This window comes from Cnuibacter physcomitrellae (assembly GCF_014640535.1).
In the GTDB taxonomy this organism is placed as follows: domain Bacteria; phylum Actinomycetota; class Actinomycetes; order Actinomycetales; family Microbacteriaceae; genus Cnuibacter; species Cnuibacter physcomitrellae.
Window position 1 is genome coordinate 766,011 of sequence record NZ_BMHD01000001.1, and the last position, 21,218, is coordinate 787,228.

Genomic DNA, 21,218 nt, shown 5'->3' on the forward strand with positions numbered 1-21,218 from the left:
GATGGCGGACGCGGCGGACGCCGTGTCCGCCGACCGCTTCCGCGCCACCGACCTCGTGGTCACCACCAAGCCCGACCGCACGCCCGTGACGGATGCCGATCAGGCCGTGGAGAGGACTCTGCGGGCCCTGATCGAGTCCGAGCGTCCCGGCGACGCCATCCTGGGCGAGGAGTACGGCACCGAGGGGACGGGCTCCCGCCGCTGGATCCTCGACCCGATCGACGGCACCGCCAACTTCCTCCGCGGCGTCCCGGTCTGGGCGACGCTCATCGCCCTCGCCGTCGACGACATCCCGGTGGTCGGCGTCGTGAGCGCCCCGGCCCTCGGCAAGCGCTGGTGGGCGGCGCGAGGCGAGGGTGCCCACGCCTCCGACCTCCTGACCGGCGAGACCGACCGCCGCCTCGCCGTCTCCGGGGTGCGGGACCTCGCCGACTCCTCGATCAGCTACAACAGCCTCAAGGGGTGGGACGAGTACCACCGGCTCCCCTCGCTCGTCGCGCTGTCGAGGCACGTCTGGCGGACCAGGGCCTACGGGGAGATGTGGTCCTACATGATGGTGGCGGAGGGTCAGCTCGAGGTCGCGGCCGAGTTCGATCTGCAGCCGTACGACATGGCGGCTCTCGTGCCGATCGTCGAGGAGGCCGGCGGCCGGTTCACCTCGATCGACGGGGCACCCGGCCCCTGGCAGGGCAGCGCCCTCGCCACCAACGGGCTCCTGCACGATGCCGTGCTCGCACGCCTCGGCGCGGACGCCGGGCTGCCCTTCGCCGGACTCGACTGAGCACTCGCTGTTTTTGCGGCGCCCGGCCGGCCACCCCATAATGGGTGACAGGCCGTGTTCTCAGCGGGCATTCAGCCTCGTCGGGGGACGGCGCACCGAAACACACGCAATCACAGAGGAGTCCTGCATGTCCGTGAAGTCGATGTCCACGCGAGCCGGATGGATGGCGATCGGAGCACTGGTGGCAGGTCTCGCCCTCGCCGGATGCTCGTCCCAGCCCGCGACCCCGCCCGCCACCGACTCCACCACCGGCGAGGAGATCGAGCAGACCCAGACCGACGTGTTCACCCTCGCCGTCGGCGACTGCATGAACGACGTGTCGGGCACCGAGGTGAGCGAGGTCCCGATCGTCGACTGCGCCGACGAGCACGACTACGAGGTCTACCACGACTTCGAGCTGACCGGCGACGAGTACCCCGGTGACGACGCCGTGAGCACCCAGGCCGAGCAGGGCTGCCAGGAGGCCTTCGAGGCCTTCGTGGGTGTGCCCTACGACCAGTCGATGTACGGCTCCGTGCCCTTCACCCCGACCGAGTCGTCGTGGACCCAGGCGGACGACCGCCTCGTCTCCTGCCTGATCGGCGACCCGAGTGGCAAGACCGTCGGCTCGCTGAAGGGCGCCGCGAAGTAGTCCTTCCCGCACGTCGGAGCGGGGTACGGCCTGGTCGGTCGTACCCCGCTCTGTCGTCTCCCGTCAGGAGAAGTCGGCCGCGAAGCTTCCGAAGACGTGCTCGATGGCGGGGATGTCGGCCTCGCCGGCGATGGTCAGCGTGAGGATGACCGTGTAGCTGCCATCGTCGGGCTGGGCCGCCAGGATGATGTAGTCGCTCGAGCCACCGCATCCCGTGTAGTACTGGTACTGACCGCTGTAGACGCCGTCGCTGTACTCGTCGGCGGTGTCGAGCGTGCACTGCGCCGTGTAGCCGGCGAACAGGTCGAAGACCGACTGCGCGGTGATCCCGTCGGACGGCGACGTGACCTGGAACGTGACGCCCGAGTACGCCCACGAGGAGGCGAGCCCGGCGAGGTCGGTGCTCGCGTCGAGCGAGAGGAACTGGCGCCCGTCGTCGGCCGTGAAGGGCGCGCCGTTGACGTCGGACCAGGTGGACGGGATCTCGACGCTCAGCACCCCGGAGTCGTCGGTCACGGTACGGAAGGACATGCCCTCCGAGGAGCCGCCGGCCGAGGCGCCGAGCCCCGGGACCGTCACCGGCGCGAGCGGCTTGCCGTTGAACTGGCCGCGGTAGAACGTGTCGTCGCTCGGACGGTAGACCTCGACGTCGATCGTGCCGTCGCTGCCCTGCGTGGAGATCACGTCGCAGTACTCCTCGAGCGTGCCGTCGGCGGCGAGGGTCGTCCCGGCCATGCGCAGGATGAGGTCGCCCGGCTGGATGCCCGCCTCGTCGGCCGGTGAACCGGCCTTGACCGAGGACGCCCACACACCCAGCGGGCTGCCGTCGTCGCCGGGCGGCAGGGCCTGCGCGTTGATGCCGAGGCTCTCGACGTCGTCGCCGGCGATGAGCTGGTCGAGCACCTTCTGCGCCTCGTCGCGGTGGATGGCGAAGTTGGTGTCGAGCTCGTTGTTGCCGGCGTAGTCGACGCCGACGACGGTGCCCTGGGCCGTGACTAGCGGACCACCCGAGTTGCCGGGCTTGATCTTGGCGTCGTGTTCGATGATCGAGTCGATCGACGCCCAGCTCGTCTGCCCGATCGTCTCGGCCTTCGACACGATCCCCTTGGTCAGGGTGAAGGTCGGATCACCCAGCGGGAAGCCCGCGGCGTAGACCTCCTGACCCGTCGTGATGTCGCCCTGGTACCAGTCGAGGTACGGGAACTCGCCGTCGACCTGCACCACGGCGAGGTCGAGGCACTCCGACGACCCCAGGAGCTTGGCGTCGTACTCCTTCGAGTCGTCTCCACCGACCCAGACCTTCACCGTCCCGGCGCCGGCGACGACGTGGTTGTTCGTGAGGGCGAGGCCGTCCTTGGAGATGAAGAAGCCGGAGCCCCGCCCGGTCTCCTCGGCCATCTGGCCGTCCTCGGGGTCGACGAACGTGCCCTCCGACTCGATCTGGATGGTGGCCGACTGCACGCCCGCGAAGTCGGCGGCGCCGCTCTTCGCGCCACCCCCGCCGAAGGAGCACGCCGCGAGGGGGACGACGACGACGCCGAGGGCGGCTGCGGCCAGGGCGCGTCGAGCTGTGGTGACGCTCATGGGTTCTGCTTTCGTGATGAGGAATGTTCGGATCTAGCGTGACTGTACCAGATCCGAGCATTCATCAGATCTTCGCATTCGCTGTGCATCGGCCGGAGCGGGCGTAGCGTCGAGGGCATGCAGTCCCCCGGTCGCGCGCACGTCGGGGTGTCCGGGTGGACGTACGACCGGTGGCGAGGCGACTTCTATCCGCAGGGGCTGGCGCGGGCGAAGGAGCTCTCCTACATCGCCGAGCGCATGGACACGGTCGAGCTGAACGGCACGTTCTACTCGTTGCAGCGACCGACGTCGTTCGAACGATGGCACGACGCCGTGGGCAGGGGCTTCGTGTTCGCCGTCAAGGGCAGCCGCTACGTGACGCACATGCTGCGGCTCCGCGGCGTCGAGACCGCTCTCGCGAACTTCTTCGCCTCGGGCGTGCTCGCCCTCGGTCCCCGCCTGGGTCCACTCCTCTGGCAGCTGCCCGAGTCGCTGGAGTTCGAGGAGGACAGGATCCGCGACTTCCTGCGACTGCTCCCCCGCACGACCCGTTCCGCCCTCACCCTCGCCCGGAAGCACGACGGCAGAGTCGAGGGGCGGAGCCACCTCGAGATCACGAGCGTGCGGCCGCTCCGGCACGTCCTGGAGCCGCGGCACGAGAGCTTCGACGACGACCGCTTCCGCGCGCTGCTGGAGGAGCACCGGGCGGGGCTCGTGATCGCCGACTCGGCCGGCCGCTTCCCGATGTTCGAGGGGGTGACGACGGACGTCGTCTACGTGCGGCTGCACGGTACGGAGCGCCTCTACGGCGGCGACTACTCCGATCGCGTGCTCGACGGCTGGGCGGAGCGCATGCGCGGCTGGCTGGCGGAGGGCCGGGACGTCTACGCGTACTTCGACAACGACTCCGACGGCCGCGCGCCCTGGAATGCGCTCGCGCTCGCGGAGCGCCTGGAGCTCGGAAGGCGTGATCGGGACAACGGCGTGTGACGGCGGCGGGTGGTGGAGATGGGGGGAATCGAACCCCCGTCCATCGCTGAGAGTCTGCGCCTTCTCCGGGTGCAGCCAATGGTGCGTTCTACTCGGCCCCGGTCGTTGTCATTGGCAACGCGACCGACGAGCCCAGTCTCAGGAAGAGTCCCGCGCGACCCTGAGGCTCAGTCGCGCAGCAAGCCCTCTAGATTACGCCGGAACCCGGGTAGAAGACATTCCCGGGCCGACGGCCTGTTTAGTGCTGAAGAATCAGAACCTACGCCGCGAGGGCGAACTGGTCCTGGGTGATCTTCTGCGAGGCAGTGTCGTTAGATTCGGCACTTATGGTTTTGCGGAGGACATTAACGAGTTGACTCCGCATTCTCGGCCCGCTTCTCGCAGGTTCACAGACGATGTCGAAACCGATCATCCCCATGCGGGCCGCCGTCACACGCTGTTGAGTTTCCAAACCGCTCCTGGAGCGGCCCTCCAGTATACAGCCGAACGCTATCGTGGAGGCATGCCCGACACCGTGATCACCGTCGCCGGCTCGCACCGAGTGGTGCACGACCCCGAACGGGCGAGGGTGAGGGTCGGCATCGGCTTCGAAGGATCCAAGCGCGACAGCGTGCTCGCCGCCACCCGCGCCGCCCTCGACTCGCTCGCCGGCTCGCTCGCGACGATCCTCGACGAGGAGGTCGGTCCCGTGGTGGCGTGGCATTCGGAGACCATCCGCGTCTGGGGCGAGCGCCACGCCGCCCCCGATGGCACCCGGCTTCCGGTGGAGTTCCACAGCGCGGTCTTCCTCGACGCCGAGTTCAGCCACTTCGAGGCGCTCTCCGAGTGGATCGACGTCGCAGCGGCACGCGACGGCATCGCCATCGACGGGATCGAGTGGATGCTCGCGCCCGCCACCGAGGCCGCTCTGGCCGCAGAGGCGCGTCGGGGCGCCGTCGCGGACGCCCTCGAGAAGGCCGACGACTACGCGTCCGCTCTCGGGCTCGGAGAGCTCGTGCCGCTCGCCATCGCCGACCCGGGGCTCCTCGACGGCGGTGTGCCCGTGGTGCCGTACGCGCCGACCGCACGGGCCGTGGGCGGCGGCATGGAGCTCCGCCCCGCCGCGATCACCGTGGAGACGACCGTGCACGTGCGCTTCACCGCGGCACCCGACGTCACCGACACCCGATGAGCGACCTGGCCGACCTCGACGGGCGCTGCTACGTCGTCACCGGCGGCAGTGGCGGGCTCGGATACTGGGCGAGCGAGCAGCTCGCCCGGGCCGGCGCGACGGTGGTCATCGCCACCCGCGATCTCGGGCGAGCGGATGCGGCGGTGCGGTCCATCCGGTCGCGCGTCCCCGACGCACCGGTCGACGTCGTCCGACTCGATCTGGCCGACCTCTCCTCGGTCGCCGACGCCGCCGAGGAGATCGCCGCTCTCCCGCGGATCGACGCCGTCATCGCGAACGCCGGCGTCCTCTCCACCGGTGGGCGCTCCACGACCGCCGACGGCTTCGAGATGATGCTGGGCACGAACGCGCTCGGACACGCGGCCCTGATCGCCCACCTCATGTCGACGATCGCGACGCGTCCGGGCATCCGGCTCGTGCACCTGGGGAGCATCTCGCACGAGTTCACCCGCCTCGACCTCGACGACCTCCAGAGCACGGACTTCCGGGAGTTCCGCACGTACTCGCGCTCGAAGCTGGCGGTGATGACGTACGCGTTCGAGCTCGATCGGCGGATGCGCCTGGCCGGCCTCGACGCGCACAGCCTGGTCGCGCATCCGGGCTACGCGGTCGACGAGCTCGCGCCGCGCCGCGACATCGAGCCCACCCCGAAGACGGGGACCGCGCTGTCGCGCCTCGGCCTGCGCCTGATCGCGCAGGGCAAGGACGCAGGCGCCCGCCCGATCGTGGCGGCAGCGACGCATCCGGAGGCGCACGGCGGTCAGTACTGGGGCCCCGACGGATGGCGTCAGCTGCGCGGAGCCCCCGCGGTCGTCGCGGCGAAGCCCTACGCCCGCGACCCCGAGGTCGCCGGGCGCCTCTGGACGGAGATCGAGCGCCTCACCGGCGTCCCCCACCACCTCCCCTGACGCGCGCCGCGGCGCGAGCCGGGAGGCTACTCGCCGAGGCGGGAGCGGGTGGACATCGCGCGGGCGGCCTCGCGCTTGTCCTGCTTCTCGCGGAGGGCCTGGCGCTTGTCGTACTCCTTCTTGCCCTTCGCGACGGCGAGCTCGACCTTGGCGCGGCCGTCGTTGAAGTAGAGGGACAGCGGGACGAGCGTGTACCCGCCCTCCTTCGTCTTGTGGCTGATCTTGACGATCTGATCCTTATGCAGGAGGAGCTTGCGCTTGCGGCGAGGCGGATGGTTCGTCCAGGTGCCCTGGTTGTACTCCGGGATGTGGACGGCGTCGAGCCACGCCTCTCCCCCGTCGATGAAGGCGTAGCCGTCGACCAGGGACGCACGACCCTGACGGAGCGACTTCACCTCGGTGCCCGTGAGCACGAGCCCCGCCTCATAGGTGTCCTCGATGGAGTAGTCGTGGCGCGCACGACGGTTGGTCGCGACGACCTTCTGACCCTTCTCGCGCGGCATGGCTCCTCCTCGGCTCGAACGCTGCCGGCGGAAAACCGGCAGCGAACCAGTCTAGACCTTGAGGTAGCGCGAGATCGCGAACTTCGCCGACAGCGCAGCCAGCAGCACACCGATCACCACGAGGATCGGCACCACGACGATGGTCGCGTCGGCGCCGACGAACGGTGTGAAGCTCATCCGCTGCCCGAGGTAGCCCTGCACGAAGAACGTCACCATCGCCCACACCGCCGCACCCGCCAGGACGGATCCGATCAGCGCGGCGATGACGCCCTCGATGATGAACGGGGTCTGGATGAAGCGGTTCGACGCTCCCACCAGGCGCATGATGCCGAGCTCCCGGCGACGGGAGAAGGCGGAGAGCCGGATCGTCGTCGCGATGAGCAGCACGGCGGCGACCAGCATGAGGGCCGCGATGCCGATGGCGGTGTAGCTGGCGGCGTTGAGGATCGAGAAGATCTGCTCGAGGTAGCTGCGCTGGTCGGTGACGCTGTCGACGCCCGCCGTGCCGGAGAGGCTCTCGATCAGGACGTCCGACTGCGAGGGGTCCTTCAGGTTGACCCAGAAGGCCTGCGGCAGGAGGTCGGGGGTGACGTACTCGGCCACCTGGTCGCCCTTGAACTGGTCCTGGAAGTTCTGGTACGCCTGGTCGCGGTTCTCGAAGTAGAACTGCTCGATGAACGGCGCCAGCGTGGGCGACTGCAGAGCGGCCTGCACGGCGTCGATCTGCTCCTGCGACGCCTCTCCCCCGCCGCAGTTCGTCCCGATGGACGTGGCCGTGCACATGTAGACGGCGACCTGGGCCTTGTCGTACCAGTAGCTCTTCATCTGGCCGATCTGCATCTGCAGCAGGATGGCGGCACCCACGAAGGTGAGCGAGATGAACGTCACGAGCACGACCGAGACGACCATGCTCAGGTTGCGCCGGAGGCCGGTCCCGACCTCCGAGAAGATCAGCGCGAACCTCATCGCGTCGGCCCCACATTCTGGTCGTCGTCGGACGGGCTCGAGCCGGGTGCTCTGAGCCCGAGCTTCTCCGCCAGCGACAGCGACGCCGTCGCGGGATCGGACGGGTCGGCCGGCAGCGGCTGCTGCACGGGGATGCGTCCCGAGCGCTGAGCGGCGGCTGCCTCGTCCTCCTGGCGCTGTCGCGCCGCGCGCTGACGCTGGGCCTCCAGCGCCTGGCGCTGCGCCTCGACGGCGCGCTGCTGCGCCTCCAGAGCGGCGCGCTGGCGCTCGAGCTGCTGACGCTCCTCCTCGAGCTCGGGAGCGTCCTCCACGAGGACGGAGCCGGTGGCCGGCGGAGCGGTGACCGGAGCCGCCTCCTGCGCCGGGATGATCGCGGGCTCGGTCTCGCCCGGGAGCAGGACGGAGCCGAACGCCAGCTCCACATCGTCGGGCGCAGACACGCTGGACTCGCCCTCGGACGCCGGGACGGTGAGCGTCGACACGGCGCCCGTCGAGGCGGTGCCCGTCGACACGGACCCCGTTGCGGGCGCCGAGGCCGCCCGGGACACCGGGCGCGGCGCCACGGGGTGGATCGACCCCTCGGCCAAGGCGATCTCCGCGGTCAGCCCGCTGTCCTTCAGCGCCACCTCCGCGGTCATGCCGTACTCGCCGTGGCTCTCGTCGCGGACGACCTGGCCCGAGACGAGCTCGACGACGCGTCGCTGCATGTGGTCGACGATCGCGCTGTCGTGGGTGGCCATGACGACCGTCGTTCCGCCCGCGTTGATCCGCTCGAGCACCGTCATGATGCCCGCGCTCGTCGAGGGGTCGAGGTTTCCGGTCGGCTCGTCGGCCAGCAGGATGGCGGGCTTGTTGACCACGGCGCGGGCGATGGCCACACGCTGCTGCTCACCACCGGACAGCTCGTGCGGGAGTCGACCGGCCTTCTCGGCCAGCCCGACCATCTGGAGCACGTCCGGGACGGCCTCCTGGATGAAGCCGCGCGACTTCCCGATCACCTGCAGCGTGAAGGCGACGTTGTCGTAGACGCTCTTGTTCGGCAGCAGGCGGAAGTCCTGGAAGACGACCCCGAGATTGCGCCGGAAGTAGGGCACCTTGCGACTCGAGATGGCGCCGAGATCCTGTCCGAGGACGTGGATGTCGCCGCGAGTGGGCTTGTCCTCCTTGAGGATCAGCCGGAGGAAGCTCGACTTCCCGGAGCCGGAGGCGCCGACGAGGAAGACGAACTCCCCGCGCAGGATCTCCATGCTCACCGAGTCGAGGGCCGGCCTCGTGGAGCCCCTGTAGGTCTTGGTGACGCGATCGAACCGAATCATTTCGTAGAGAGGGTAAGCATCCACGACTCCGATTTCCGGCGCGACTCGCGGCGCGCCGGAACATGTGCGTCCTCTATGAGGAGGACACCGCGTGACGTCTCGATCGGGGTCAGTCGTCCTGCGGGCGCTTGCGCCAGCGGATGCCCGCCGCGATGAACCCGTCGAGGTCGCCGTCGAAGACCGCGGACGGGTTGTTGACCTCGTGCTCGGTGCGGAGGTCCTTGACCATCTGGTAGGGCGCCAGCACATAGCTGCGCATCTGGTCGCCCCAGCTGGCGGTGATGTTGCCCGCCAGCTCCTTCTTCTGCGCGGCCTCCTGCTCGCGCTGCAGGAGCAGCAGCCGGGACTGGAGCACGCGCATCGCGGCGGCCCGGTTCTGGATCTGGCTCTTCTCGTTCTGCATCGACACCACGATCCCCGTGGGGAGGTGGGTGAGGCGGACCGCGGAGTCTGTGGTGTTGACCGACTGACCACCCGGCCCGGAGGAGCGGAAGACGTCGACGCGGATGTCGGTCTCCGGGATCTCGACCTCCTGCGCCTCCTCCATCAGCGGGATCACCTCGACGGCGGCGAAGCTCGTCTGCCGCTTCCCCGCGGCACCGAACGGGCTCATGCGCACCAGGCGGTGGGTGCCGGCCTCGACGCCCAGCTGACCGAAGGCGTACGGCGCATCGAACTCGATCGTCGTGGACTTGATGCCCGCCTCCTCGGCGTAGCTCGTGTCCATGACCGTGGTGGCGATGCCGTGCTTCTCCGCGTAGCGCAGGTACATGCGCATGAGCATCTCGGCGAAGTCGGCGGCGTCGACGCCACCGGCTCCGGCCCGGATCGTCATGACCGCCGGACGCGGATCCCACTCGCCGTTCAGCAGGGTCTGGACCTCGAGGTCGCCCAGCACCTTCTCGAGCGAGGCGAGCTCGTTGCGGGCCTCCTCGGCCGAGTCGGCGTCGTCGGCCTCGATCGCGAGCTCGACCAGCACCTCGAGGTCGTCGAGGCGTCGTTCGATGCCCTCGATCCGGGCCAGCTCGGACTGCCTGTGGCTGAGGGCGCTCGTCACCTTCTGCGCCTTCTCCGTGTCCTCCCAGAGGTCGGGGGCGCCGGCCTCGTCGGAGAGGCGAGCGATCTCCGCCTTCAGCGAGTCGACGTCGACGACGCTGCGGATGTCTGCGAACGTGGCGCGGAGCTGGGAGATCTGGTCTGAGAGGTCAAGGTCCAACATCGTGCCACCAATCCTAGGGGTGACCGGCTGCACGCGCCCTCGGGACCGCGCAATAGTTCACAGGCGTAAACTAGAAGGGATGAGCACGACAGCAGGCGACGACTTCCGGTTCCGCTCCATCGCCCTGCCCGCTCTCCTCCCGTCGTTCCTCTTCGCCACGGGCGAGGGCGCCGTCATCCCGGTCGTCCCGGCGATCGCCTCGTCGCTGGGGGCCGACCTGGCCGGCGCCGGGCTCATCGCCTCCATGCTCGTCGTCGGACAGCTCGCCGGCGACATCCCGAGCGGGTGGGTGGTGTCGCGGATCGGCGAGCGGCGCGCGATGATCGGGGCCGCCGCCCTCGCCGTCGTCGCCGTGCTGATCTCCCTCCTGGCCCCGAACGCCGTCGTGTTCGGCGTCGGCGTCTTCCTGATCGGGCTGGCCGCAGCGGTCTTCGCCCTAGCCCGTCAGGCCTTCATGACCGCGTTCGTCCCGCTGCGCATCCGCGCCAGGGCGCTCTCCACGCTGGGCGGGGCGTTCCGCGCGGGCTGGTTCATCGGCCCCTTCCTCGGCGCCGGCGTGATCGCGCTGACCGGATCCCCGCACGCCGCGTTCCTCGTCCAGATCGTCGCCGCCGTCGCGGTGACGATCCTGCTCCTGGTCATGCCCGACCCCACCGCTCGACTGGCGAAGCCGGATGCCGGGGCACGCGAGGTCGAGGCCGAGTCGCGGGGCCTGCTGCCGACGATCTGGCAGCACCGACGCGTGCTCGCCACGATGGGCGCCGGGGCGTCGATCGTCGGCGCCCTCCGCGCCAGCCGCATGGCGATCCTGCCCCTGTGGGCCGTGAGCATCGGGCTCGGCGACTCGACGACCGCTCTGGTGATCGGCATCGGAGCCGCCGCCGACTTCGCGCTGTTCTACACCAGCGGACAGATCATGGACCGCTTCGGCAGGCTCTGGAGCGTCATCCCGTCGATGGTCGGGATGGGGATCGCCCTCGTCGTGCTGTCGTTCACCCATGACCTCTCGGCCTCGACGATCTGGTTCACGGTGATCGCGATCGCGATGGGCGTCGCGAACGGCATCGGCAGCGGCATCATCATGACGCTCAGCGCCGACCTGGCTCCCCGCACGGATCCGGCGCCCTTCCTCGGCGCCTTCCGGTTCACGGCGGATGCGGGCAGCGCGGCCGCCCCCGTCCTCGTCGCCGGCGTCGTGGCGGTGGCCTCGCTGCCCCTCGCCACCGCCCTGGTGGGCGTCACCGGCTTGGCGGGCGCCGCCATGCTCGCCCGGTGGATCCCCCGCTACCTGCCCCGGCGCCCCGCAACGCCGTAGGAGCGTTCAGCCGTGAGTCTGCTGACTCGCACGCCCTACACTTGGAATCGCCTCAGCGGGAGTGGTGGAATTGGCAGACACGCAGGATTTAGGTTCCTGTGCTTTCGAGCGTGAGGGTTCAAGTCCCTCCTTCCGCACGACGACCTGACTCCGGTCGCGGTCGTCGACCGCCGCAGTGTGCCCACGCCCTGCCGACAGGAGACCCCGTGATCCCGCATTCCGTGCCCGCAGCACTCATCCCCTGGCTCGATCCCAACACCCTGCTCGGCGGCGTGTTCGGCCCCGTGGCCCTCGTCGTCGTCTGCGCCATCGTCTTCGCCGAGACGGGCCTCCTCGTCGGCTTCCTGCTCCCCGGCGACACGCTCCTGTTCTTCACGGGCGTGCTCGCCACCACCGGCAAGTTCGGCGTCGACATCTGGTGGGTCTGCCTGGCGATCTCCCTGGCCGCGTTCCTCGGCGGCGAGGTGGGCTACCTCATCGGCCACAAGCTCGGCCCGCGCGTCTTCGAGCGCAAGGAGTCGGGCCTCTTCAGCGTGCGCAACGTCGAGCGCACCAACGCCTTCTTCGAGCGCTACGGCGGCTTCGCCGTGATCGTCGCCCGGTTCGTCCCCATCGTCCGCACGTTCGCCCCCATCGCCGCGGGCGTCGGGCACATGAACTATCGGCGCTACTCGCTCTACAACGCGATCGGCGCGCTGATCTGGGGATCCGGTGTCACGCTCCTCGGGTTCGGCCTGGGCCAGATCCCGTTCGTGCGCGAGTTCGCCGAGAAGTACCTCGACATCGTGCTCATCGGCGTGGTCGTCCTCACCGTGATCCCGACGGTCTTCCACTACGTCCGGGAGTCGCGTCGCGCGAAGCGCGAGGCCGGCGCCGCCGAGGCCGAGGAGGTCGAGATCACGGGGGCCGCCGAGCAGCTCACCCTCGAGCCCGACGTCTTCGACGACCCGAGCACCCGCAAGAACGCCGACTGACGACGACCCGATCCCCGGCGCATCCGGCCCGCGGGTCAGCGGTGCGTGCGGTCCTCGTTCTCGGCGCGCTCTGCCGGTTCGAGCTGGAAGGTCGAGTGCTCGACGTCGAAGTGCTCGGCCAGGCACGAGTCGAGCGACTCGAGCAGCGCGGCGGTGCCGCCGGACTCGAACACCTCCTGTCGGCAGACGACGTGGGCGGAGAACACGTACCGGCCCGACGTGATCGACCAGATGTGCACGTCGTGCACCGCCGCGACTCCGGGCTGGGCGAGCAGATGCTCCCGGATCTGGTCGACGTCCATCGACGGCGGGGTCGACTGCGCGAGCACGCCGACGACGTCCTTGAGGAGCGAGACGGCGCGGGGGACGATCATCGCCGCGATGAGGAGAGACGCGATCGCATCCGCCTTCTCGAACCCGGTGGTGAGGATCACGAGGGCGGCGGCGATCACCGCGAGCGATCCGAGCAGGTCGCCGAGCACCTCGAGGTAGGCGCCGCGCATGTTGATCGACTCCTTGGCGCCACCGCGGAGGATCAGGAGGCTGACGGTGTTGGCGACCAGACCGATCGCCGCGACGCCGAGCATCAGTCCGCCGGCGATCTCCCCCGGCGCTGGATCGATGAGGCGGGTGATCGCCTCCACCGTGACGGACACCGCGACGACCACCAGGATGACCCCGTTGATCAGCGCGCCGAAGACCTCCGCGCGCTGATAGCCGTAGGTCAGCCGGTCGGTCGCCGGACGCGCGGCGATGATAGTCGCGATGAGCGCGATGATGAGGCCCACGAGGTCGGACAGCATGTGACCGGCATCCGCCAGCAGCGACAGGGACCCCGTGGCGAGCGCACCCACGACCTCGACGACCAGCACCACCGCGACGATGCAGATCGCCGCCATCAGGCGCGTGCGATTGGCGCCTGCGGCGTGGTCGTGGGAGTGGGCGTGCCCGTGGTTCTCGGTCATCAGGACCAGGGTAGAGCCCGTGGCAGCTCGAGGAGGCCCGTGTCGCCTTCTCGGGAACGAGGCTCGTTCTCAACAGGACCGCGCGGTCCTCGGGCCCTTCGGCCTCAGGCGCCGGTGAGCTCCCGCAGGACGGGCAGCGCCAGCGCGAACGCCCGCGCCCGATGGCTCAGGGCGTTCTTCTCCTCCGGAGCCAGCTCGGCCGCTGAACGCGTCTGTCCCTCCGGCAAGAAGATCGGGTCGTACCCGAAGCCGCCCTCGCCGCGCTCCTCGTGCAGCAGGCGACCCGGCCAGCGGCCCTCGACGACACGCTCGGTTCCGGAGGTCGGGTCGACCATCGCGATGGTGCAGAAGAAGGTCGCGGCGCGGTGCTCATCCGCCATGTCGGCGAGCTGGTCGAGGAGGAGCAGCCGGTTCGCGACGTCACCCCGGCCGTGGCCGGCCCAGCGAGCGGAGAAGATCCCCGGCGCGCCGCCGAGGACGTCCACGCTCAACCCGGAGTCGTCGGCGAGCGAGAGGCGTCCGCTGTGGGCTGCCGCGGTGCGGGCCTTGATGAGGGCGTTCGCGGCGAACGAGGTGCCGTCCTCGACCGGCGAGGGCCCGTCGTAGGCCAGGACCTCGATCCCGGCTCCCGCCGAGTCGACGATCTGCTGGAACTCGCGCACCTTGTGCGCGCTGTGGGTGGCGAGGACGACGGCGCTCATGAGGCGGGCGCGAGCGGGTCGTAGCCGAGCGCCTCGCGCTGGATGCGGGCCAGGTCGGCGTTCCCGGCCACGGCGAGGTCGAGCAGCGTGTCGAGCTCGCTGCGATCGAAGGGGGCCTGCTCGGCGGTGCCCTGGACCTCGACGAACAGTCCGCGCCCGGTCACGACCACGTTCATGTCGGTCTCCGCCTTCACGTCCTCCACGTAGGGCAGGTCGAGCATGGGCACGCCGTCGATGATCCCGACCGAGACCGCGGACACGCTGTCGAACAGCGGACGCGACCGCTGCCCGACGAGCTTCTGACCGCGGGCCCACTGGATGGCGTCGGCCATCGCCACGTAGGCTCCGGTGATCGCGGCGGTGCGGGTGCCGCCGTCCGCCTGAAGGACGTCGCAGTCGAGCACGATGGTGTTCTCGCCGAGAGCCTTCATGTCGACCACGGCACGCAGCGACCGGCCGATGAGGCGCGAGATCTCGTGCGTCCGGCCGCCGATGCGGCCCTTCACCGACTCGCGGTCGGTGCGGTCGTTCGTCGAGCGGGGAAGCATGGCGTACTCGGCGGTGACCCAGCCCTTGCCGCTGCCCTGCTTCCAGCGGGGGACGCCGCCGGTGAAGGAGGCGGTGCAGAGCACGCGGGTGCGTCCGAACGAGATGAGCGCGGAGCCCTCAGCCTGGTCGCTCCAGCCTCGCTCGATCGTCACGGGGCGGAGCTCGGACGGAGTGCGTCCGTCGGCACGGGTGGTGGTCACGAGTGGTCCTCCTGGAGGCGGGCGCGGGCGGGGATGGTGATGGTCCCGGTCTCGACGAGCTCGACTCGCGAGACCTCAGGACCGAGGAAGCGGTCGGCGAGGCGGAGGAACTCCTCCGCGCTCTCCCCCGTCGCCTCGTAGCGGTAGGTGGGCGGAAGGGGCGACGTGCGCTGGATGCCGCGCCCCACGAGGGTGCGGTAGACGTCGTTCGCGGTCTCGGTGTCGCTCGACACCAGCCGCACGCCGTCGCCGACGACGTAGGAGATCGCGCCCTTGAGGAAGGGGTAGTGCGTGCAGCCGAGCACCAGCGTGTCGATGTCCTGCTCGACCAGAGGCCGCAGGTAGCCCTCGGCGAGGCGGACCAGCTCGTCGCTGGTGGTGTCGCCCGCCTCCACGTGCTCGACGAACTCAGGGCACGCCTGGGTGAACAGGCGCAGGTGCGGGGCCGCGGCGAAGGCGTCCTCGTAGGCACGCGAGGTGATGGTGGCCGTGGTGCCGATGACGCCCACGCGATCGTTGCGCGTCACGGAGACCGCGGTGCGGACCGCCGGCTGGATGACCTCGATGACCGGGACGCTGTAGCGCTCCCGCGCATCCCGCAGCATCGCGGCGGACGCCGTGTTGCAGGCGATCACGAGCATCTTCACGTCCTGCTCGACCAGGTCGTCGAGCACCTCGAGGGCGAAGCGACGGACGTCGGCGAGGGGCTTGGGCCCGTACGGCGAGTGCCGGGTGTCGCCGATGTAGAGGATCGACTCCTGCGGCAGCTGGTCGCGGACCGCCCGGGCCACCGTGAGTCCGCCGACTCCGGAGTCGAAGATACCGATGGGCGCGTCACTCACGAGGAGACAGCCTACCCGCGTGAACCGGGAGGCCCGGTTAGGCTCGGGAGGGTGACCGATTCGACGGCGCTGCTGACCGACCGCTACGAGCTCACCATGCTCGACGCCGCACTCCATTCCGGCGCCCACGAGCGACCGTGCGTGTTCGAGGCCTTCGGCCGTTCGCTCCCCGGCGGGAGACGGTACGGCATCGTGGCCGGCACCGGACGGCTGCTGGAGCTCATCGAGCGCTTCCGCTTCCGCGACGAGGAGCTCGAGTACCTCCGCGAGGCGCGCATCGTCTCGGAGGCGACGCTGGCGTGGCTGGCCGACTTCCGGTTCCGAGGCGACATCCGCGGCTACCGGGAGGGCGAGGTCTACTTCCCCGGCTCTCCCCTGCTCGTCGTCGAGGCGCCGTTCGGCGAGGGCGTGCTGCTCGAGACCCTCATCCTGAGCGTGCTCAACTACGACTCCGCCGTCGCCACCGCCGCCGCCCGGATGGTGTCGGCCGCCCGCGGACGTCCGCTGGCCGAGATGGGCTCCCGCCGCACCGGTGAGCGGTCCGCGGTCGCCGCCGCCCGGGCCGCGTACATCGCCGGCTTCGGCGCGACGTCGAACCTCGAGGCCGGACGCGAGTGGGGCGTGCCGACGATGGGCACCGCGGCCCACGCCTTCACGATGCTCCACGACGACGAGCTCAGCGCCTTCCGCGCTCAGGTCGACACGCTGGGGCCCTCGACGACCCTCCTGGTCGACACCTACGACATCCCGACCGGCGTCGAGAACGCCGTGCGCGCCGGCGGACCCGAGCTCGGCGCCGTGCGCCTCGACTCCGGCGACCTCCTCACCCTCGTGGGCGAGGTGCGCGAACAGCTCGACGCGCTCGGCAACCAGCGCACCCGCATCACGGTGACGAACGACCTCGACGAGAACGCGATCGCCGCCCTCGCCGCGACCCCGGTCGACTCGTTCGGGGTCGGGACGTCGGTGGTCACCGGATCCGGGTCGCCCGCCGCGGGGATGGTCTACAAGCTCGTCGCGAAGCAGCTCGACGACGGGTCCTGGCTCCCCGTCGAGAAGCGCTCGGCGCACAAGCAGACGCACGGCGGGTCGAAGCACCCCTACCGGGTCCTGGAGGGCGGCCGGGCCGTCTCGGAGACCATCGCGGTGGCCGCGGCGGAGGCACCCGCATCCGCCCGTGCCCTGCACGTCCCGCTGATGGCGGCCGGAGTGCCCGAGGCGAGCGCCATGGGACCGGACGGCGTGGCCGCGGCTCGCGAGCATCGCGGGCAGGCCGTCGCCGAGCTGCCCGATCGCGCCTTCCGGCTGGCCGCGGGCGAGCCCGCGATCCCCACCGTCTACGTGGTGTGACCCGTTGCGCGGCGCGCGTCCGAGCTATTCGGCCTGCATCCGCTCGTAGATCTCCTTGCAGGTCGGGCAGACCGGGAACTTGTCGGGGTCGCGCCCCGGGGTCCACTTCTTGCCGCACAGCGCCTTCACCGGCTTGCCCGTGACGGCGGACTCCAGGATCTGCTCCTTGCGCACGTAGTGCGAGAAGCGGTCGTGATCCCCGGGGTCGATGCTCTCCGACTCGAGGAGCTCCTCGAGTTCGCGGTCGAGCACCGCCGTCGATCCGCCGTCCGGCAGATCGGAGGGATCGGAGGTTCGAGCTGAGACCGGAAGGACCATGGACCGAGTCTAGACGCGGATCCGAGGCTCGCCGCCGCTCGGAGGACCTCAGTTGCGCTGCGCCGCAGCGAGGATCTCGGGACCCCGGCGATCGAAGACCCTGGCGCCGAGCGCCGTGCCGAGCACGAGCACCACGACTCCCGTGCCGAGGCCCACCCACAGCGCCATCCAGTACGCGTCGACGTCGCCCTGCAGCCCCGCGATGCCCAGGAGGATGGCGGGGAGCGACACGAGCACCGTGCCCACCAGCGAGACGCCCTGGGCCAGGAACGGGCGGGCTCCCGTCGACTGCGGCGAGGTGAAGGCGCTGTCGCCCGGCCGCGTGGCCGGATACGGGAAGACCGCCGAGAACGTGCTCGCGAAGCCCAGACCGCTGAGCACCAGGCAGGTGGCCACACCGAGCACCGCGGGCAGCGCATCCACGTCGCCCGCGAAGAGCACGCTGAGGAACGACCCGATCGCGACCACGGGGATCGCGATGAGGAGCACGGGCACCATGCGACCGACCCGGTCGGCGAGACCGATCCGCCCGGCGACGACGTGCAGCCACACCGCCGTGTTGTCGTAGGCGACGTCGTTGTGCACGGCCCAGCCGAGGAAGAGGCAGATCAGCGGCAGGGGCAGGAGCGCCGTGATCTCGACGGGGACGCCCACGAACACGAAGACGAAGACCGTGACGATCGGCACCACGGGGACGATCGCCATCTGCGCGTAGTACCGCGAGTCGCGGGCCCAGTAGGTGAGGGAACGCGCGGCGATCGCTCCGGCCGGCGTCGTGGGGGTACGACCGAACCAGCCCAGTCCGCCCGGCTCCGTCGCCGCCTCGCGACGCTCGGGAGCGACCAGCATCACCGACACGAGGCCGCGCCAGGCCAGCCAGGCCAGGGCCAGGACCGCGGCGGCGATCAGGAGCTTGAGCACGGCGACCACCCACTGGCCCGCGGCGGCATCGGCCGGAGCCGCCCAGGCGGCGCCGAGCGGAGTCCAGCTCAGGACGGACTCGAGGGAGGCGGCGAGACCGTCCTGCTCCCCCTGTGCGGAGAGCACGAGCAGCACGAGCGCCGGCGTGAGCAACAGGACGAGGACGACTCCGAGCACGGCGCCGATCTCCCGGGCGCGTCGCGTGTCGAGGAGGAAGCCCGAGAACGCGCTCGCGATGCGCCCGAAGAGGACGCAGGTGGCCGCGGCGACGAGCGCGGAGAGCACGGCGACCAGGGTCACGGCCAGGGAGCTCGACCAGGTGACGACGGTCACCAGCGCGGTCACGATGACGGCGGCGCTCGGGATCGTGAGCAGCCCGGTCAGCACGAGCCCCCGGGCGATCTCGCCCTCGCGCAGGCCCAGGATGCCGAGCGCGCGGGGGTCCATCGTCCCGGCCACGCCGAAGAGCAGAGGCCCGACGAGGAACGACAGGGTCACCACGGAGCCCGCGATCACGACGGCCTCGCGGGCGACGTCGATCTCCGAGCCGCGCAGCGACACCAGCGCCACGCAGGCCGCGACCGTCGCCGCGATCGCGACCAGAGCCCCGACGACCGACCATCCGCGATTGCCCGCCCCCGGCCTCAGCGCGTTGGCGAGGATGCGGAGCCTCAGTCTGAGGAGCTCAGCAGCCATTCCATCCCCTCCGTCGTGCGACGGGTTCCCGCCAGCTCCATGAAGCGCTCCTCGAGCGTCTCGCCCGCGCGCACCTCGTCGACCGTGCCCTTGGCGAGCACCGAGCCCTCGACGATGATCGCGACCCGGTCGCAGACCCGCTGGATCATGTCCATGCTGTGGCTCGAGACGACGACCGTGCCGCCGCCCGCCACGTACTTCTCGAGGATCTCGGTCACGTTGGCGGCGGAGACGGGGTCGATCGACTCGAACGGCTCGTCGAGGACGAGCACCCGCGGGGAGTGGATCATCGCGCAGGCCAGCGCCAGCTTCTTGGTCATGCCCGCCGAGTAGTCGGAGACCAGGCGACCCAGCGCATCCTCGAGCCCGAGCGCCGCGGCGAGGTCCGCGCTCCGCGCGGTCACCGTCTTGTTGTCGAGCTTCCGGAGCGTGCCGGAGTAGTAGAGCAGCTGGCGACCGGTGAGGCGGTCGAACAGGCGGAGACGGTCGGGCAGCACACCGAGGAGCCGCTTCGCCGCGGCCGGGTCGCGCCACACGTCGGTGTCGAGGACCGTGATGCTCCCCCCGTCGGGACGGAGCATGCCGGTGACCATCGACAGCGTGGTGGTCTTGCCCGCGCCGTTCGGGCCGACGATGCCGTAGAACGAGCCCTGCGGGACGTCGAGGTCGATGCCGGCCACGGCGACGGTGCTGCCGAAGCGCTTGGTGAGACCGCTGATCGAGAGTGCGATGACCGAGGGGTCGAGGTCGCGCACGACGCTCGGCACGGCCGCGGCCGCTGCCTTCGAGCGCGCGGCCGGACGCGGCTTCGCGGGGCGGCGCGGAGCCACCTTGGCGGCGGGGGCGGCCGCCGACTTCGCCGGGGCGCGAGGGGCCGAGGGCTTCCGCGCCGAGGCGGGACGCGCGGGCTTCGCGGGGGCGGGCTCCAGGGGGTCGGCGTCGGAGGGGGCGCTCGGTGCGGCCTGGCCGGCGGGCTCGGCCGCTGCGGCGGCCTCGGGCCCTGCTGTCGCGGTGGGCTCGGTCGGCTCGGGCTCGGGCGCCGCCTCGGGCTCGGTCGGCTCGATGACCTCGACCGTCACCGTCTGCGGCAGGTCAGGGGCCGCCGACGCGTCGGAGAAGAGCTCCTCCACGGTGATCGAGCCGTCGGCCGGTTCCGTCGAGGCAGGCGCGGCGGAGGCCGGCGCCGCCTTCGAGGCGGAGCGCGCCGCCGGGCGAGCGGTCGACTTCGTCGGGCGCTGCACCGTCGGCTTGGCCGGATTCTGCGGCTTCGACGGGGTGCGCGGCTTCGCGGCCGCCTGCGGCTTGGCCGCGGTCGTCCGAGCGGCGGCGGTCTTCGCCGCGGGACGCTTGGTGCCCGTCGCACGAGGAGCGGTCCGCGCTCGAGGCGCTCGGGCCTCCGCGCCGTCCGGCCCAGTGGAGCCCTGGTCGCTCGGTGTCTCTGACTCTGGGCTCACCGCACCAACCTATCAATCGCATCGAGACCGCGCACGGCCGTCGTCCCCGCATGACGCCACCGACGATTCTGCCAGCAACCGACGTCGCCGGATGTTCACGGAACAGAATAGAGACATCCACTCGGCTCCTCCACGACGCCGCCGCGTACTCGGCTTCTCCCCAGGTGGGCGCCCCTTCCTCGCAGCTCACCTCCCCCGTCAGTGGCCACCACTACGTTCACCGCATGGCAAGCAGTCACACCTCCCCATACGACACCGAGATCACCGCCTACCCCGTGCCGCTCCGCCTCGACCGACACGACGCACCACGCAGCTACGTGCTGCGCAACGTCAGTCCCGAACCGCTGAGCGGGCTCTCCTTCAGCCTGCTCGGCGGTGCCGTGATGCGGGCGACGGCGCCGCTCCTGCTCCGCCCCGGTCAGGAGGTGCGGCTCACGATCCGGGCCGACGACCTCCCCCGCTCGGGCGTGCTGATCGTGCGCTGGTTCCGCCCCAACGACGACGAGTACCTCTGGCGCGTGAGCTTCTGAGGCCGCCGACGTCGGGCGATCGTCTCCGCGGTCGCCCGACGTCAGTCGGCGCGCTGAGCCTCTTCGCGTGCCTTGATGAGGTCGGCGACGGTGATCTTGTGCGGACGGTCGGGCAGCATCTCCGCGGTCATCCCCTCGACGAGGCGTGCCGGATCGACGTTCAGCGCACCCGCGATCCGCAGGATGGTGTGCAGGGAGGGGTTCGCCTGGCCTCGCTCGATCTTGCCGAGGTTCGTGAAGTGGAGTCCGGCCAGCTCGGCCAGCTCCATCTGGTTGATGGCGAACCGCTGCCTCTCTTCGCGGATGCGCGAGCCGAGCAGCCGCGCGGCCTCCGAGTGGGCAGATGACACACCTC

Annotated in this window: 22 protein-coding genes, 1 tRNA gene and 1 other RNA gene; 10 read left to right on the forward strand and 14 right to left on the reverse strand. The window is 70.6% G+C overall.

The window, feature by feature from the left end; translation table 11 throughout:
* Position 1 precedes the first annotated feature (1 nt).
* Entirely contained in the window at positions 2-781 is a 780-nt protein-coding gene (locus IEX69_RS03680) for an inositol monophosphatase family protein (RefSeq protein ID WP_085021459.1), read from the forward strand.
* 127 nt (positions 782-908) lie between these two features.
* Positions 909-1,412: a septum formation family protein gene (locus IEX69_RS03685; RefSeq protein WP_162818571.1), complete on the forward strand. Its 504-nt coding sequence runs from the start codon at positions 909-911 to the stop codon at positions 1,410-1,412.
* A 63-nt stretch (positions 1,413-1,475) separates the two neighbouring features.
* Here IEX69_RS03685 and IEX69_RS03690 read toward each other — a convergent pair whose 3' ends face one another.
* Complete coding sequence (locus tag IEX69_RS03690; RefSeq protein ID WP_085019767.1) at positions 1,476-2,996, reverse strand: S1C family serine protease; 1,521 nt, start codon at positions 2,994-2,996, stop codon at positions 1,476-1,478.
* A gap of 117 nt (positions 2,997-3,113) precedes the next feature.
* Between IEX69_RS03690 and IEX69_RS03695 the strand changes: the two genes are divergently transcribed.
* Positions 3,114-3,965, forward strand: a complete 852-nt coding sequence (locus IEX69_RS03695) for a DUF72 domain-containing protein (RefSeq protein WP_085019768.1) — start codon at positions 3,114-3,116, stop codon at positions 3,963-3,965.
* A 10-nt stretch (positions 3,966-3,975) separates the two neighbouring features.
* Here IEX69_RS03695 and ssrA read toward each other — a convergent pair.
* Positions 3,976-4,381, reverse strand: a transfer-messenger RNA (tmRNA) gene (gene ssrA / locus IEX69_RS03700).
* 86 nt (positions 4,382-4,467) lie between these two features.
* Between ssrA and IEX69_RS03705 the strand changes: the two genes are divergently transcribed.
* Positions 4,468-5,136: an SIMPL domain-containing protein gene (locus tag IEX69_RS03705; RefSeq protein ID WP_085019769.1), complete on the forward strand. Its 669-nt coding sequence runs from the start codon at positions 4,468-4,470 to the stop codon at positions 5,134-5,136.
* Complete coding sequence (locus IEX69_RS03710; RefSeq protein WP_085019770.1) at positions 5,133-6,044, forward strand: SDR family NAD(P)-dependent oxidoreductase; 912 nt, start codon at positions 5,133-5,135, stop codon at positions 6,042-6,044. The genes IEX69_RS03705 and IEX69_RS03710 overlap by 4 nt, the downstream gene beginning before the upstream one ends.
* 26 nt (positions 6,045-6,070) lie before the next feature.
* On the opposite strand, the gene smpB is transcribed toward IEX69_RS03710, so the two are convergent.
* From smpB to prfB, 4 genes are all read right to left on the reverse strand, one after another.
* A complete protein-coding gene (gene smpB / locus IEX69_RS03715) occupies positions 6,071-6,547 on the reverse strand; it encodes an SsrA-binding protein SmpB (protein ID WP_085019771.1) in 477 nt (158 codons plus the stop codon).
* A gap of 51 nt (positions 6,548-6,598) precedes the next feature.
* Positions 6,599-7,513 carry a permease-like cell division protein FtsX gene (gene ftsX, locus IEX69_RS03720; protein ID WP_085019772.1) on the reverse strand — a complete coding sequence of 305 codons (915 nt, stop codon included), beginning with the start codon at positions 7,511-7,513 and terminating at the stop codon, positions 6,599-6,601.
* On the reverse strand, positions 7,510-8,829 hold the full coding sequence (ftsE, locus tag IEX69_RS03725; protein ID WP_085019773.1) for a cell division ATP-binding protein FtsE: 1,320 nt from the start codon (positions 8,827-8,829) through the stop codon (positions 7,510-7,512). The genes ftsX and ftsE overlap by 4 nt, the downstream gene beginning before the upstream one ends.
* A gap of 109 nt (positions 8,830-8,938) precedes the next feature.
* Entirely contained in the window at positions 8,939-10,048 is a 1,110-nt protein-coding gene (gene prfB / locus IEX69_RS03730; RefSeq protein ID WP_085019774.1) for a peptide chain release factor 2, read from the reverse strand.
* 79 nt (positions 10,049-10,127) lie between these two features.
* On the opposite strand from prfB, the gene IEX69_RS03735 reads away from it, so the two are divergent.
* The 3 genes from IEX69_RS03735 (at position 10,128) to IEX69_RS03745 (ending at position 12,337) form a co-directional block, all read left to right on the forward strand.
* On the forward strand, positions 10,128-11,363 hold the full coding sequence (locus IEX69_RS03735) for an MFS transporter (RefSeq protein WP_085019775.1): 1,236 nt from the start codon (positions 10,128-10,130) through the stop codon (positions 11,361-11,363).
* Positions 11,364-11,418: 55 nt separating this feature from the next.
* A tRNA-Leu gene (locus IEX69_RS03740) sits at positions 11,419-11,500 on the forward strand.
* A 69-nt stretch (positions 11,501-11,569) separates the two neighbouring features.
* Complete coding sequence (locus tag IEX69_RS03745; RefSeq protein WP_085019776.1) at positions 11,570-12,337, forward strand: DedA family protein; 768 nt, start codon at positions 11,570-11,572, stop codon at positions 12,335-12,337.
* 35 nt (positions 12,338-12,372) lie between these two features.
* Here IEX69_RS03745 and IEX69_RS03750 read toward each other — a convergent pair whose 3' ends face one another.
* The 4 genes from IEX69_RS03750 to murI form a co-directional block, all read right to left on the reverse strand.
* The gene (locus tag IEX69_RS03750; protein WP_085019777.1) at positions 12,373-13,302 is read right to left on the reverse strand and encodes a cation diffusion facilitator family transporter; all 930 of its coding nucleotides are present in this window, start codon (positions 13,300-13,302) and stop codon (positions 12,373-12,375) included.
* A gap of 104 nt (positions 13,303-13,406) precedes the next feature.
* Positions 13,407-14,003: an RdgB/HAM1 family non-canonical purine NTP pyrophosphatase gene (rdgB, locus tag IEX69_RS03755; RefSeq protein ID WP_085019778.1), complete on the reverse strand. Its 597-nt coding sequence runs from the start codon at positions 14,001-14,003 to the stop codon at positions 13,407-13,409.
* Positions 14,000-14,752, reverse strand: a complete 753-nt coding sequence (gene rph / locus IEX69_RS03760) for a ribonuclease PH (RefSeq protein ID WP_085019779.1) — start codon at positions 14,750-14,752, stop codon at positions 14,000-14,002. The genes rdgB and rph overlap by 4 nt, the downstream gene beginning before the upstream one ends.
* A complete protein-coding gene (gene murI / locus IEX69_RS03765) occupies positions 14,749-15,594 on the reverse strand; it encodes a glutamate racemase (protein WP_085019780.1) in 846 nt (281 codons plus the stop codon). The genes rph and murI overlap by 4 nt, the downstream gene beginning before the upstream one ends.
* A 51-nt stretch (positions 15,595-15,645) precedes the next feature.
* On the opposite strand from murI, the gene IEX69_RS03770 reads away from it, so the two are divergent.
* Positions 15,646-16,944 carry a nicotinate phosphoribosyltransferase gene (locus IEX69_RS03770; RefSeq protein ID WP_085019781.1) on the forward strand — a complete coding sequence of 433 codons (1,299 nt, stop codon included), beginning with the start codon at positions 15,646-15,648 and terminating at the stop codon, positions 16,942-16,944.
* Between the two features lie 24 nt (positions 16,945-16,968).
* Here IEX69_RS03770 and IEX69_RS03775 read toward each other — a convergent pair whose 3' ends face one another.
* Genes IEX69_RS03775 through IEX69_RS20805 form a run of 3 tightly spaced genes read right to left on the reverse strand, consistent with a single transcriptional unit; the run spans position 16,969 to position 19,709 of the window.
* On the reverse strand, positions 16,969-17,262 hold the full coding sequence (locus tag IEX69_RS03775) for a DUF3039 domain-containing protein (RefSeq protein WP_085019782.1): 294 nt from the start codon (positions 17,260-17,262) through the stop codon (positions 16,969-16,971).
* Between the two features lie 48 nt (positions 17,263-17,310).
* The gene (locus IEX69_RS03780) at positions 17,311-18,879 is read right to left on the reverse strand and encodes a hypothetical protein (protein ID WP_085019783.1); all 1,569 of its coding nucleotides are present in this window, start codon (positions 18,877-18,879) and stop codon (positions 17,311-17,313) included.
* Positions 18,855-19,709, reverse strand: coding sequence for an ABC transporter ATP-binding protein (locus IEX69_RS20805; protein WP_373284483.1), 855 nt, complete (start codon positions 19,707-19,709; stop codon positions 18,855-18,857). Before IEX69_RS20805 ends, IEX69_RS03780 begins: the two co-directional genes overlap by 25 nt.
* 848 nt (positions 19,710-20,557) lie before the next feature.
* On the opposite strand from IEX69_RS20805, the gene IEX69_RS03790 reads away from it, so the two are divergent.
* On the forward strand, positions 20,558-20,863 hold the full coding sequence (locus tag IEX69_RS03790) for a hypothetical protein (protein WP_085019784.1): 306 nt from the start codon (positions 20,558-20,560) through the stop codon (positions 20,861-20,863).
* A gap of 41 nt (positions 20,864-20,904) precedes the next feature.
* Here IEX69_RS03790 and IEX69_RS03795 read toward each other — a convergent pair whose 3' ends face one another.
* Positions 20,905-21,213: a helix-turn-helix domain-containing protein gene (locus tag IEX69_RS03795; RefSeq protein ID WP_085019785.1), complete on the reverse strand. Its 309-nt coding sequence runs from the start codon at positions 21,211-21,213 to the stop codon at positions 20,905-20,907.
* Positions 21,214-21,218 lie beyond the last annotated feature (5 nt).

What these genes read in the sequence shown, in the direction of transcription:
- IEX69_RS03680 (WP_085021459.1), top strand. Translation starts at nt 2, where the DNA reads ATGGCGGACGCGGCGGACGCCGTGTCCGCCGACCGCTTCCGCGCCACC.
- IEX69_RS03685 (WP_162818571.1), top strand. Translation starts at nt 909, where the DNA reads ATGTCCGTGAAGTCGATGTCCACGCGAGCCGGATGGATGGCGATCGGA.
- IEX69_RS03690 (WP_085019767.1), bottom strand. Translation starts at nt 2,996, where the DNA reads ATGAGCGTCACCACAGCTCGACGCGCCCTGGCCGCAGCCGCCCTCGGC.
- IEX69_RS03695 (WP_085019768.1), top strand. Translation starts at nt 3,114, where the DNA reads ATGCAGTCCCCCGGTCGCGCGCACGTCGGGGTGTCCGGGTGGACGTAC.
- IEX69_RS03705 (WP_085019769.1), top strand. Translation starts at nt 4,468, where the DNA reads ATGCCCGACACCGTGATCACCGTCGCCGGCTCGCACCGAGTGGTGCAC.
- IEX69_RS03710 (WP_085019770.1), top strand. Translation starts at nt 5,133, where the DNA reads ATGAGCGACCTGGCCGACCTCGACGGGCGCTGCTACGTCGTCACCGGC.
- smpB (WP_085019771.1), bottom strand. Translation starts at nt 6,547, where the DNA reads ATGCCGCGCGAGAAGGGTCAGAAGGTCGTCGCGACCAACCGTCGTGCG.
- ftsX (WP_085019772.1), bottom strand. Translation starts at nt 7,513, where the DNA reads ATGAGGTTCGCGCTGATCTTCTCGGAGGTCGGGACCGGCCTCCGGCGC.
- ftsE (WP_085019773.1), bottom strand. Translation starts at nt 8,829, where the DNA reads ATGATTCGGTTCGATCGCGTCACCAAGACCTACAGGGGCTCCACGAGG.
- prfB (WP_085019774.1), bottom strand. Translation starts at nt 10,048, where the DNA reads ATGTTGGACCTTGACCTCTCAGACCAGATCTCCCAGCTCCGCGCCACG.
- IEX69_RS03735 (WP_085019775.1), top strand. Translation starts at nt 10,128, where the DNA reads ATGAGCACGACAGCAGGCGACGACTTCCGGTTCCGCTCCATCGCCCTG.
- IEX69_RS03750 (WP_085019777.1), bottom strand. Translation starts at nt 13,302, where the DNA reads ATGACCGAGAACCACGGGCACGCCCACTCCCACGACCACGCCGCAGGC.
- rdgB (WP_085019778.1), bottom strand. Translation starts at nt 14,003, where the DNA reads ATGAGCGCCGTCGTCCTCGCCACCCACAGCGCGCACAAGGTGCGCGAG.
- IEX69_RS03775 (WP_085019782.1), bottom strand. Translation starts at nt 17,262, where the DNA reads ATGGTCCTTCCGGTCTCAGCTCGAACCTCCGATCCCTCCGATCTGCCG.
- IEX69_RS03780 (WP_085019783.1), bottom strand. Translation starts at nt 18,879, where the DNA reads ATGGCTGCTGAGCTCCTCAGACTGAGGCTCCGCATCCTCGCCAACGCG.
- IEX69_RS03790 (WP_085019784.1), top strand. Translation starts at nt 20,558, where the DNA reads ATGGCAAGCAGTCACACCTCCCCATACGACACCGAGATCACCGCCTAC.